At 33.6% G+C, this 11358-nt stretch carries 10 protein-coding genes and 3 tRNA genes; 5 read left to right on the forward strand and 8 right to left on the reverse strand.

Annotated features, from left to right (window positions below):
- Positions 1-6 precede the first annotated feature (6 nt).
- Positions 7-1266: a tetratricopeptide repeat protein gene (locus tag ABXT67_RS13770; RefSeq protein WP_415374619.1), complete on the forward strand. Its 1260-nt coding sequence runs from the start codon at positions 7-9 to the stop codon at positions 1264-1266.
- An 82-nt stretch (positions 1267-1348) separates the two neighbouring features.
- On the opposite strand, the gene ABXT67_RS13775 is transcribed toward ABXT67_RS13770, so the two are convergent.
- On the reverse strand, positions 1349-2098 hold the full coding sequence (locus tag ABXT67_RS13775; protein ID WP_415374620.1) for an NlpC/P60 family protein: 750 nt from the start codon (positions 2096-2098) through the stop codon (positions 1349-1351).
- 18 nt (positions 2099-2116) lie between these two features.
- Positions 2117-3295, reverse strand: coding sequence for an acetyl-CoA C-acyltransferase (locus ABXT67_RS13780; RefSeq protein ID WP_415374621.1), 1179 nt, complete (start codon positions 3293-3295; stop codon positions 2117-2119).
- A 275-nt stretch (positions 3296-3570) separates the two neighbouring features.
- Between ABXT67_RS13780 and ABXT67_RS13785 the strand changes: the two genes are divergently transcribed.
- The 4 genes from ABXT67_RS13785 (at position 3571) to ABXT67_RS13800 (ending at position 6084) form a co-directional block, all read left to right on the forward strand.
- Positions 3571-5613 carry an HD family phosphohydrolase gene (locus ABXT67_RS13785; RefSeq protein ID WP_415374622.1) on the forward strand — a complete coding sequence of 681 codons (2043 nt, stop codon included), beginning with the start codon at positions 3571-3573 and terminating at the stop codon, positions 5611-5613.
- Between the two features lie 164 nt (positions 5614-5777).
- Positions 5778-5866 (forward strand) — tRNA-Ser (locus ABXT67_RS13790).
- 55 nt (positions 5867-5921) lie between these two features.
- A tRNA-Pro gene (locus ABXT67_RS13795) sits at positions 5922-5996 on the forward strand.
- A 14-nt stretch (positions 5997-6010) separates the two neighbouring features.
- Positions 6011-6084 (forward strand) — tRNA-Arg (locus ABXT67_RS13800).
- 199 nt (positions 6085-6283) lie between these two features.
- Here ABXT67_RS13800 and ABXT67_RS13805 read toward each other — a convergent pair.
- From ABXT67_RS13805 to tsaD, 6 genes are all read right to left on the reverse strand, one after another.
- Complete coding sequence (locus ABXT67_RS13805; RefSeq protein ID WP_415374623.1) at positions 6284-6859, reverse strand: hypothetical protein; 576 nt, start codon at positions 6857-6859, stop codon at positions 6284-6286.
- A gap of 2 nt (positions 6860-6861) precedes the next feature.
- Positions 6862-8031, reverse strand: coding sequence for a THUMP-like domain-containing protein (locus ABXT67_RS13810; RefSeq protein WP_415374624.1), 1170 nt, complete (start codon positions 8029-8031; stop codon positions 6862-6864).
- Positions 8032-8478: 447 nt separating this feature from the next.
- Positions 8479-9126 (reverse strand): DUF4159 domain-containing protein, encoded by a 648-nt coding sequence (locus ABXT67_RS13815; protein ID WP_415374625.1) that lies wholly within the window; start codon positions 9124-9126, stop codon positions 8479-8481.
- A gap of 46 nt (positions 9127-9172) precedes the next feature.
- Positions 9173-9382 carry a hypothetical protein gene (locus ABXT67_RS13820; protein ID WP_415374626.1) on the reverse strand — a complete coding sequence of 70 codons (210 nt, stop codon included), beginning with the start codon at positions 9380-9382 and terminating at the stop codon, positions 9173-9175.
- Positions 9383-9536: 154 nt separating this feature from the next.
- Positions 9537-10244, reverse strand: coding sequence for a 16S rRNA (uracil(1498)-N(3))-methyltransferase (locus ABXT67_RS13825; protein WP_415374627.1), 708 nt, complete (start codon positions 10242-10244; stop codon positions 9537-9539).
- 5 nt (positions 10245-10249) lie between these two features.
- Positions 10250-11272, reverse strand: coding sequence for a tRNA (adenosine(37)-N6)-threonylcarbamoyltransferase complex transferase subunit TsaD (gene tsaD, locus ABXT67_RS13830; RefSeq protein ID WP_415376998.1), 1023 nt, complete (start codon positions 11270-11272; stop codon positions 10250-10252).
- Positions 11273-11358 lie beyond the last annotated feature (86 nt).

The following is an 11358-nucleotide window of genomic DNA, read 5'->3' on the forward strand; positions in this document are numbered from 1 at the left end:
CAAACAATGAAAAAACTAGGCACGCTACTTATTGCAATACTGGTCTCGATAGTAGCATTTGGACAGAAAAAAGAGCTTAAAAGAGCCGAAAGAGCTTTTATAAAGAAGGATATGCCAGCTGCGTTAGAGTATTTACTGCAGGCAGAAATACTTATTGATAATGCAGATCAAGATTTAAAAACGAACTTTTATGTTACAAAAGGAGAGATCGTATTAGCATCGGCGGGTAGGGATTATAAAAAAATGAAAGAGGCAGCTGAAGCTTATAAAATGGCTCGTGAATTAGATACCGATGGGAACTATGAAAGTTTAATTGACAATGGTGTTAATAACGTTCGTGTTGCATTGGTAAACAGTGCTGTAGCTGATCAGGGTAAAAACCCTAAGTTAGCTGCAGAAAAACTTTATTTAAGTTATCAAATAAAGAAGGACACATCCGATTTATATTTTGCAGCTGGAAACGCATTGAACGGAAAAGATTATGATCAAGCGTTAAATTATTATGAAACGTTGATGGAAATTGGATACACCGGAATTCAAAAGGAATATATTGCCTTAAGAAAAGAGGATGAAAAGATTATAACATTTGCTAGTAAGGAAGATCGCGATTCTGAAATGATCTCTGGAAAATATTTGAAGCCAGAAGAAAGAATGTCAAAATCTGCGCGGGGCGAAATGTTAAGAAAATTGGTGCTTATATATTCTGATAAAGGACAAATCGATAAGGCAAGTAGCCTCATCGCTGACGCCCGTAAAGAAAACCCTGATGATATGTCTTTAGTAAGAGCCGAGGCAAAATTAGCTTTTGAATCAGGGGATATAGAAAAGGCTAACAAAATAATGGAAGAAATTTTCGCTTCTGGAACTACAGATCCTCAAGAATATTTTAATGCTGGGGTTATGGTTGCTTCCGTAGGAAAAACTGAAAAAGCAAAGCAATACTATGAAAAGGCACTAGAACTAAAACCTGATCATGTAGGGGCTTTAGTTAATTTGTCGATTATCATTTTAGCTCCAGAAAAAGATATTGTTGACGAAATGAATAGTTTAGGGATGTCTAAAGCTGATACTAAAACGTATGACGAATTAACACTCAAACGAAGAAGTATGTATCAAGACGCATTGCCTTATTTAGAAGCAGCAAGCAAAGCAAAACCAGCTGATATAGGATTGGTTAGGGCTAGAATGAATGCATACAGTCAACTAGAAATGAGTGCTAAAGTAAAAGAAATGAAAACTAAAATTTCAGAGATGGGAGGCGAGTAATCTTTGCGACTAATTATCAAAAAAAACTCTGAAGGCGACTTCAGGGTTTTTTTTGTTTATAGATTTGTGAAAAGGAGTTGAATTATACTATTCTCTTTATTACTCTTAATTTATGTGTATGCGCATTTTTTTCATAATTAAAAATTCCTGTGTGGTCTAATCTATCAATTCTTACTTTACCGTGGGCGTGAATGATATGATTGTCTTCCATGATAATCCCCACATGAATAATGGATCCTTCATTATTATCAAAAAATGCTAAATCTCCTGGTTCGCTTTCTTCAATAAAACTTAATGGCTCTCCTTGAGAAGATTGTTGGCTAGCGTCTCTTAATAATTTGTGACCATTGAGCTTATAAATCATTTGTGTAAAACCGCTGCAATCTATACCGAAAGGTGTACGACCACCCCATAAATATGGTGTATTTAAATATAAAAGTGCCGTTTCAATAAAATTGGATTTGTCTTTTTTTAAACTTATTTTTCGTCCATCAAAAAGATGTTTTAAATAGTCTAGCCCATTTAAGCTGCTTCCCATACAAATGGACAACATTTGATTGTTCTCAAGCGAAACCATATCTACTAAATCTTCCGAAAGAATTGGATTTTCAGAAGACAATAATTTAAAAACATCTTCTTCTATAAAAGAAAATTGTTTGTTGTCTACCCAGCCTTCATAGCCATCAAAAGCAAATCTTATACGGCTCCATTTTTTTCGTTCTTCAATTACTTTAAACGATTCGCCATAGAGCAGCTGTGTTACCATTTCACTGGTGTCAGCAGCTTCCGCTCTAATGGGTACAATACTAAGGTTGCAAAGGCCAAATTTCATTTTGAGACGAGACGAGTATTAGCTGCGTTCTATAACCATAGCACTTGCACCACCGCCACCATTACAAATAGCAGCAGCACCTAGCTTGGCATCATTTTGTTTTAAAACATTTAGCAATGTTATTAAAATTCTAACACCACTGCATCCTAAGGGATGGCCTAAGGATACCGCACCACCATTTACATTCACCGTACTGTCATTGAGCCCTAATAATTTCATGTTAGCAAGACCAACTACGGAGAACGCTTCGTTAAATTCAAAATAATCAATTTCATTTTGTGATACACCAGCTTTTGCTAAAGCTTTTGGTAAAGCTTTAGAAGGGGCGGTTGTAAACCATTCTGGCTCATGTGCAGCGTCTGCATATCCCTTAATACTAGCTAAAATTGGCAAACCAAGTTCCTTAGCTTTTTCTTCACTCATTAAAACCATAGCGGCAGCACCATCATTAATGGTAGAAGCATTTGCAGCAGTAACAGTACCGTCTTTAGTAAAAGCAGGACGTAAAGATGGAATTTTTTCCATTCTTACGCTTTTATATTCTTCATCTTCAGAAACTATGACTGCCTCTCCACGTCTTTGAGGGACTTCTACCGGTATTACTTCTTCAGCAAATTTACCTTCACTCCAAGCTTTTGCAGAACGTTCGTAGGATTGTATAGCAAATGCGTCTTGATCTTCTCTTGAAAAGTTATATTCAGTAGCACACATATCTGCACAAACACCCATTGCATTTTTATCGTAAGCATCCACAAGGCCATCTATTTGCATTCCGTCAATTAACGTTGTTGGACCAAATTTAGTTCCTTTACGCATATGAACATAATGAGGAATATTACTCATACTTTCCATTCCTCCAGCAACTATAACTTCGGCATCGCCTAAAGCTATTGATTGTGCTGCTTGCATAACGGCTTTCATTCCAGAAGCACACACTTTATTTATAGTCGTACAAGGTACTATATTTGGAATCCCTGCACCAATTGACGCTTGTCTAGCAGGTGCTTGTCCCACCCCTGCTTGAACAACATTACCCATAATAACTTCTTCCACCTTTGAAGGATCGAGGTTAATTCTGGCTAAAGCTCCTTTTATTGCAGCACTACCCAATTGTGTTGCTGTTAGTGATGATAAAGCTCCCATAAAACTACCAATAGGGGTACGAACTGCTGAAACGATTACGACCTTTTTACTCATAATATATGTATCTACTAGTGTTTAAAACTATTAAAGCAATAAAATAAGATGCAGTAAATACAATCTTATCTTAAGTGTGTTTTAATTTTGCGAAAATACATATTTATAAGTAAAATATCAATCATAATAAAGATTGGTTTTGGGATAAATCCTTTTGAATGCATACCTTTGGATGGAAACCATTTTTTATGAAATGCCTATTAATAATTAGCAAAACAAATACAGATGTATAAATTGGACATTCCATTCTTTTGTTTATCAAATCTTTTATATTAATGAAAAAGCTTCTAGGTTCAATATTCAGAAATCAATCTATTATTTATAAGGTTTTCCTATTTCTTGTAAGTACTTTTCTAATAATTTATCTTTTTCCAAAGGGAGGACAATTCAAATATAATTTTCAGAAAGGAAAACCTTGGCAGTATGAAAATTTATATGCTCCATTTAGCTTCACTATAAAAAAAGACGCCGAGGCTCTTGATGAAGAAAAACAAGAAGCCAGAAATAATGCCATTCCTTATTTTGATCTTGATGTCAATGTTCTTGGTAAAGTAAAAAATGACTTTTCTAGACTTCTGACAGAAACCTATGTTGATTCTCTTTATAAAGTTACGTTGCGAGACATTAAAAAATCTGGTAATGATATTCTTAATGATTTATATAAAAACGGAATTACGGATCAAATTTATCCCTATGATTCAGAGAAAATAGTATATCTAAAGAATGGAAATGAGATTGAAGAGCTTTCTTTTAAACAAATGATGAAGAAGGAAGATCTAAGGTTTTCTTCCTTAATAGGCAATGAAGATAGCGAAAGTAGAAGTTCCGTTTTATTGGAGAAAATATTGCAGCGGGTTATTAAAGCGAATGTTGCTTTTAATTCGATTCTTACCGAAAATGAACTAACGATAATAATTGAATCTATAAACCCCAATCGAGGTATTATTGAAAAAGGAGGTAGGATAATTGCAAAAGGAGAGGTAGTAGAAGGGGATACTTATCAAATACTCAATTCTCTGAAAGCCGAGTACAAATCTCAAGTCTGGTCTAAGAGTAATTATTTATGGTTACTAGTTGGCTACAGCTTATTAGTAATGCTTGTTTTATTAATGCTTTTCTTGTTTTTAAAAAAATATAGACCCGCAATTTATGGTAACAGTACAAAAATAACTTTCATCTTTTTTAATATTTTGTTAATGGTTTTACTTACAACAATTGTAGTAAAACTTGATGCAAATTATGTGTATGTTGTTCCCCTTTGTTTATTACCATTAATCTTAAAGGCCTTCTTTGACCCTCGTTTAGGATTGTTTGTGCACGTGCTCACCATACTATTATTGGGTTTTATAGTGCCTAACAGTTTTGAATACATGTTCTTACAAATTATTGCTGGTATTGTTACTATTTTGACTGTGTCAGAATTATACAAAAGAGCCAACCTTTTTGTTTCGGTAGGTCAAATAACGCTTATTTACATTATTGGATATTTCGCGTTTGTTTTGATTCATGAAGGAAACATAAGGGAAATTCAATTAAATACCTTTGGTTATTTTGTTCTAAGTGGGTTAGCAACACTTTTTGCGCATCCTCTAATTTATCTTTATGAAAAGATTTTCGGACTCGTTTCTGACGTTTCTTTATTAGAATTGAGTGATACAAATTCAAAGTTATTAAAAGAACTATCAGACAAAGCTCCTGGTACATTTCATCATTCTCTAAACGTGGCTAACCTTGCCGAAGCTGCAGCGAATGAGATAGGAGCTAATGCGATGTTAGTAAGGGTAGGGGCTTTATACCACGATATAGGCAAAATGACAAACCCCACTTTTTTTACTGAAAACCAAGTAAATAATGTGAATGCTCATACCGAGATGGATCCAAAAGAAAGTGCAACCATTATTATAGACCACGTTATAAACGGAATCGAGATAGCTAGAAAAAATAACCTACCAGACCGCATTATTGATTTTATAAGAACACATCATGGAACTAGCTTGGTGTATTATTTTTATAAAACCGAATTAGACACACAGGGAGAAGCTAATGAAGAAGATTTTAGGTACCCAGGTCCTATGCCTTTTTCTAAAGAAACGGCAATACTAATGATGAGTGATAGTGTTGAGGCAGCAAGTAAAAGTTTAAAAGAACCTACATCCTCAAAAATTGATGTCTTTGTAGAAAAAATTATAAATGGTCAAATGGACCAAGGACAGTTTTTAAATGCCGACATTACTTTTAATGATATACAAGTAATTAAGAAGGTTTTAAAGAAAAAGCTCAATAATATCTATCATTTGCGAGTTGAGTACCCTGAATAAAATCTATTATTTATTTTTTGAATACTTGCGCTTCAGTACTTTAAATACGGGTCTTAAAAAAAAATAAAATATTAATAAATTCTCTTTTAATTTTGTTGTTTGTAAGACTAAATAACTTTACATTTGCAATCGCAATTTAAATGTCATTTTTGCATTTATTGAGAGGAGAGGTGCCTGAGTGGCCGAAAGGAACGGTTTGCTAAATCGTCGTACTCCAACAGGGGTACCCAGGGTTCGAATCCCTGTCTCTCCGCAAAATCAGACGGAGGTCTGATTACTTTGAAATATAACAGTTAAAAAATAAGTCACGGGGTGTAGCGTAGCCCGGTTATCGCGCCACGTTTGGGACGTGGAGGCCGCAGGTTCGAATCCTGCCACCCCGACTTTTTTATTGCTAGGGCTCTTAGCTCAGCTGGATAGAGCACCTCCCTTCTAAGGAGGCGGTCGAAGGTTCGAATCCTTCAGGGCTCACATTCAAATCCTCCTCGCGAGGATTTTTTTGTTTTAATAATTATCTTATCTACAAGTATATTCTTATTTATTCCCTTTTGACAATTACTATATAGGTCATACTAGAAGCAAAGGCCTAAATGCTTTAAAATTTTATTCCGGTTTATCAAAAAAAATCCTCACAAGGAGGATTTAGACGTTTAAGGCTGATTTTGATTTTCTATTCAATACAAGAAATATTTTCTATAAAATATCTTCTAGGATAAATGGGCTCCTTTAATTGGTCATTTGAAATTACAGACTGAAAATTAATATCAAAGTTTGTATTCATAGTAGAAACCCGCATAGTCTCTATAGGTGATCCAGAAAGTCTTTTGAGGGACTGCTCATCTAAGTAAAACGATGCTTCGCTCATACTATTACTCAAGGACTCCTCGTTTTCGGTTTGCCGTCCGCAGGTCTCTATTCCTAAATAAGGAGCAGCAACAAACTCACCACTTTCGAGTTTAAAAGAAAGTCTACTTTTATTATTATAACAAACAAGTGGCGGCATTTTCATGCTATTTAAAGATAAATGGAGAACTACAGATTTCACTTTGTCTTCTTTCATCAAGGAGAAGTAAATAAAAACTGTTTGATTCTCTCCAACCATAAACTCTGCTAAGGACTGGTGCGTTAATTTAAATTGTTCTTCTTCGGTGTCAATATTAATTTTATAATCGCATTTATCTTGTTCCTCTTGAGCAAAACTAATGGTTGTAATAAAAGCGATAAGTAGTAAATAAAGAAATTTCATTTTTAAATTTTAGAACAAATTAATACTATTTTTTTTTCATTTTCAATAGTGGTGAAAAATAAATATTTATTTCCACCATCTTTGATTTTCCATTTTTTTCTTAGCGTATTCACACTTTCTGGAAAATTCCTCGTTGTAATATTAGCCTTGCCAAAAGTAATACCATTGCGTGTCTCTTTCTTAGAATAAGGCAATACTTTTTCAATTATAAATCTTCTTCCAGGAAAATCAACTAAAACTTCATTTGTATATAAATGTGAATGTTGGTGGAGTTTAGCCATTGAAAATCGGGAAGTAATTTGATTGAAAGCGCCACTTTTCATGATAGCCGCATTAGGCTCGTAAAGATATTTCTGAGGTCCCGTTATGACTGCACTTTTTGTGTCTGGAAATTGACAATTAAACACTTCATTATACAGGTTATTTAAATTGACGGTTTTTATTTTAGGAATTCCTTCGTAGTTTTTTTTAACAATCCATAATAATTCTTTTACTTCATTTTTTACTGAAACAATATGAATTTCAGACACATTATTAATTTCGCCTAAACCAACCGAAATATCCAGCATAGGGGAGGTTTTAATCATTAATATCTCACACCTTTTCATGAGATAGTCAAATATCATCGGAATATTCGGTAGGCAGTCTTCAAGTAAGAATACTTTTCCTTTAAGATCGTGACGTCTTGATGGATCTACATAGATGGTGTCAAAAAAAGTGTTTTCTATAGCTGCTACACCATCTATATTGCGACATTCAATATTTTGTTTGCCTAAAACATCAAAATTATGAGCAGCAATTCGAGATAGCGTAGTATTCATCTCAAAATGAGAAATAGTCTCAAATTTATCAGAAAAAAAACAACAATCGACACCAAACCCACCTGTTAAATCTGCCAAGGAATTGCCTTTTATTAGGGAAGCTTTATAAGCCGCGGTAATTTGCGAAGAAGTTTGTTCTAAGTTAAGTTTAGGAGGAAATAAAATAGCGGGGGTGTTGTGCCATAAAGGCAATTTATTCTTCGCTTTGATATTACCTTCAATTTGCACCAACAAATCTTGGATAGTTATATCTTTAAATGGACTCCCAGAAAATGCTAATGTTGGAAGGGTACCGTCAAAGTTAATTTTAAACTCTTGGACGTCTTGTGATAAAAGATGTTCAAAGTTCATTACTATGGTCTTTTGAGAGATTTTGTTGTCATTTTATATTCAGAACGATACTCTTTTCAAATTATTTTTAGTGCTGCATAACTTGACACTACTAAAATCAATTTTCCCTAACAATAAAAGAAGAGCATCAATACCAATATAAAGTAAAAGTGTTTTTATTTTAAACAGGGAACCAAAAAAGTAAAATAATCTCAGCTATGAATACAATTGCTTTTAAAATGCTGAGAGTTACCGCTTGTAGACTCGAATTGTAAATATAACCTTTTACAATAACCTAATGCTCATATTTTTGTGAAGGAATACAATGCAATTACTGCGGTATATGAAATGTTAAGGCTACGGTTATTTCTAAACATACCTAAATATAGGTTATTTTAAATAGTTAAAACAAGGTCTTTAAAAGAGTAGTATTGTGTGGAATCATTATTTATGAAGAGGCTGTATAAGTTAATTCTCAAAAGCATACTTAATAATATTCGCACCCATTTGTAATGCTTTTAACCTTATTTGGGGAGGATCATTATGAACTTCTTGATTCTCCCAACCATCACCTAGATCACATTCGAATGTATATAGTAATAATAATCTTCCATCTTTTTCAATAGCAAGTGCCTCTGGTCTTGCTTTATCGTGTTCATGTATTTTAGGCAAGCCATCTGAAAACTTAAAATGATAATTAAAAATAGGGTGATTTCCTGGCAGTTCTTTTAATTCAATATTAGGGAATATTTTGACAATTTCTTTTCTGAGGTATTGATCCATTCCATAATTATCGTCTATGTGTAAAAAGCCTCCACTCAAAAGATAATTTCTTAAATTTTCTGCCTCTTCAGGTGTAAAGAAAACATTGCCGTGACCTGTCATGTGAATAAAAGGATAGTCAAAAACATCTATGCTTTCTGGTTTTACAGTAGTTGTTTTTTCTGATAACGAAGTATCAATTTCCTTATTACAAAAATTAACCAGATTTGGTAAGGCGGTAGGGTTACTATACCAATCACCTCCTCCTCCATAATGCAGGACAGCTATGCTCTGAGCAGTCGTAGAAAAGAAGTGTATTAAAAAATAAAAAAAAAATAATTTTGAATATCTCATATATTCAAAATTACAATATTGATTAGTAAATTAAGCTGAGGAGATGCTAAATTTTGTTGTGCATTATAGAAAATGTCAAGTGAGTAAATTTTTCCCAGTCTTCAATAAGTGTAAGTTTGGCTGGGGTATTATACTTCACAATTGTAAGCTCCTCTATTAAAGCAGAAATACTTCCAATTAATATAGGCTTAGAGGAAAGTTTTTGGCTCACCTTCTTAACCTCTAAATTTTTTTTTGATTGTAATAATTTTTCCAAGAGAGATGGTATTGTTATAGGAATCAGTTGGTTTGGAGGGCAATTTACAGGTTTTTTTAGTTCTTTAAACTTTAAATGACATTATATTCGACGAAACTCACTTTATCACTACAAATTGTATGAATTTTGGAGAATTTAGATAAAAAGATAAAAATTATTTGTAAAAATAAATACTATGACAGGCTACAATAGCTGCGGTTTCAGTTCTGAGTCTACTCGCTCCTAGTGTTATTGGTTCAAAGTTATTTGTTAACGCAATTTCAATCTCTTTAGAAGAGAAATCTCCCTCTGGACCAATCAAGATAATAAATTGTTGGTGTCCTTCTATTTTTGATTTTAGAGAGTGTTTTTTAGAGTCTTCACAATGGGCAATAAATTTAGTGGCATTTGTATTTTTATTATTTTCAATAAATTGATCAAAGCTGGTCGCTTTGTTCAAAATGGGAAAAAATGCTTTTTGAGATTGCTTTGCCGCACTGCTGATAATTTTTTCATAACGCTCAGGTTTTATAATTTTACGTTCGCTGTGATTACAAATTATAGGAGTTATTTCAGTAACACCTATTTCAGTAGCCTTTTCTAGAAACCACTCATAACGGTCATTTAATTTTGTAGGGGCCACTGCCAAGTGCAATGAATATGACATTGGTTCTTGGGGAATAACGTTTATGATTTTTCCACTACACCTTTTTGGATTGCTATTTTCAAGAACAATTTCATAAAAATTGCCAATTCCGTCAGTGATATATAGTATATCACCTATTTGTTTTCTAAGAACTTTTCCTATATGTCTACTCTCGTCTTTATCAAAAGTAATGTCTTTACTTGTTGTGCGTATCGAGGTGTTATAAAATAGTTGCATAGATATTAATATCGCATTCGAGCATTAGCAGAAACACTTTGATTTGCAAATATGCCATTTTTAAATTTGAGTTCTCCAACAATCGCAATCATAGCGGCATTATCTGTGCAATATTCAAATTTTGGAATATGAACTTTCCAACCATATGTCGTTTCAGCTTCTTCTAATGCTTTCCTAATACCACTGTTTGCTGAAACACCGCCGCCAATTGCAATTTCATTTATGCCCGTAATTTTAACTGCATTCTTTAATTTGTCCATGATATAGGAGACTATAGTGTATTGAAGACTCGCGCATATATCGTCCATATTTTCTTTGATAAAGTTTGGATTTTCAGCAACATTTCTTTCAATAAAATAAAGAACAGAAGTCTTTAAGCCACTAAAGCTAAAATCTAATGGTGCAACTTTAGGCTTAGGGAATTTAAATTTTTTAGGATCCCCATTTTGCGCGTGTTTATCTATCAAAGGCCCACCAGGGTATGTTAATCCCAATATTTTTGCGCTTTTATCAAAAGCTTCGCCCACTGCATCATCAATTGTTTCACCTAAAATTTCCATTTCAAAATAATGACTCACTTTTACAATTTGAGTATGCCCTCCACTTATTGTTAATGCAATAAATGGAAATGACGGTGGTTTTTTACCTTCAGTATTAATAAAATGTGCTAATATATGTGCTTGCATATGATTTACATCCAATAATGGAATGTCCAATCCAAAAGCCAAGGATTTTGAAAATGAAGTGCCTACAAGTAATGACCCCATAAGTCCAGGACCTCTAGTAAAGGCGATTGCTTTTAGTTCATTTTTGTTGATATTTGCACGTTTTAGTGCTTGAGTAACGACAGGCACGATGTTTTGTTGATGAGCTCTAGAAGCAAGTTCTGGGACAACGCCGCCATATTCTTCATGGATTTTTTGAGTAGCTACAATGTTGCTTAAAATCACTCCGTTATTAATTACGGCAGCAGCGGTATCATCACAAGAGGACTCTATACCTAGAATATAACAATTTTTTTTTTCAATGTCATTAGGGCATATTTATTGGTTGTAAAATTATAACTTTAAACGCATATCAAAAAATTAAGAAAAATACTTGCCCGTACCTTTGT

Source organism: Patiriisocius sp. Uisw_017 (genome assembly GCF_047731265.1).
GTDB lineage: Bacteria > Bacteroidota > Bacteroidia > Flavobacteriales > Flavobacteriaceae > Patiriisocius.

Excerpts from the sequence above, each read along its gene's own strand:
- ABXT67_RS13770 (WP_415374619.1), top strand. The coding sequence starts at position 7 with ATGAAAAAACTAGGCACGCTACTTATTGCAATACTGGTCTCGATAGTA.
- ABXT67_RS13775 (WP_415374620.1), bottom strand. The coding sequence starts at position 2,098 with ATGAAATTTGGCCTTTGCAACCTTAGTATTGTACCCATTAGAGCGGAA.
- ABXT67_RS13780 (WP_415374621.1), bottom strand. The coding sequence starts at position 3,295 with ATGAGTAAAAAGGTCGTAATCGTTTCAGCAGTTCGTACCCCTATTGGT.
- ABXT67_RS13785 (WP_415374622.1), top strand. The coding sequence starts at position 3,571 with ATGAAAAAGCTTCTAGGTTCAATATTCAGAAATCAATCTATTATTTAT.
- ABXT67_RS13805 (WP_415374623.1), bottom strand. The coding sequence starts at position 6,859 with ATGAAATTTCTTTATTTACTACTTATCGCTTTTATTACAACCATTAGT.
- ABXT67_RS13810 (WP_415374624.1), bottom strand. The coding sequence starts at position 8,031 with ATGAACTTTGAACATCTTTTATCACAAGACGTCCAAGAGTTTAAAATT.
- ABXT67_RS13815 (WP_415374625.1), bottom strand. The coding sequence starts at position 9,126 with ATGAGATATTCAAAATTATTTTTTTTTTATTTTTTAATACACTTCTTT.
- ABXT67_RS13825 (WP_415374627.1), bottom strand. The coding sequence starts at position 10,244 with ATGCAACTATTTTATAACACCTCGATACGCACAACAAGTAAAGACATT.